This is a genomic window from Streptomyces sp. SID12488, from assembly GCF_010548275.1.
Lineage (GTDB): Bacteria > Actinomycetota > Actinomycetes > Streptomycetales > Streptomycetaceae > Streptomyces.
In genome coordinates, this window is sequence record NZ_JAAGLT010000120.1 from 1 (window position 1) to 468 (window position 468).

The 468-nt window shown below is 75.2% G+C and carries 1 protein-coding gene; it reads left to right on the plus strand.

Annotated features, from left to right (window positions below; translation table 11 throughout):
- Positions 1-468 (plus strand): DUF4350 domain-containing protein (locus tag G3I56_RS42790; RefSeq protein ID WP_164418950.1); only part of this gene is annotated, 468 nt, incomplete at both ends.

A 468-nucleotide genomic window follows, 5' to 3' on the forward strand; every position in this document is an offset into this window, starting at 1 on the left:
CGCACCAGCTCTGGACGCGTGCGCGAGGGCTGCTGATCGCCCTGCTCATCCTCGTGATCGCAGGCATCACGTTCGCCGCCGTCCGCTCCGGCGAGGGCCACGGGCAGCTCGACCCCCGCTCCGCCGACCCGAAGGGCAGCCGCGCCGCAGCGGAGCTCCTCCAGGCGCGCGGGATATCCGTCACCGTCGCGACGACCCTCGACGAAGCCACCACCGCGGCGGGACCCGACACCACGCTCCTGGTCGTCGGCCCCAACATCCTCACCCCGTCGCAACAGCGCCGGCTCCACGCGGCGACCGTCGCCTCCGCAGGCCGCACCCTTCTGATCGCCCCGGGCCCAGCAGCCGTATCCAGGCTGGCCCCCGGCATACGCGCCGTGCCCCACCGCCCGGTGAGCGCGCTCTCCCCGTCGTGCACACTGCCCGCCGCCCGCAGCGCCGGCACCGCGGACATGGGGGGCATCCGCT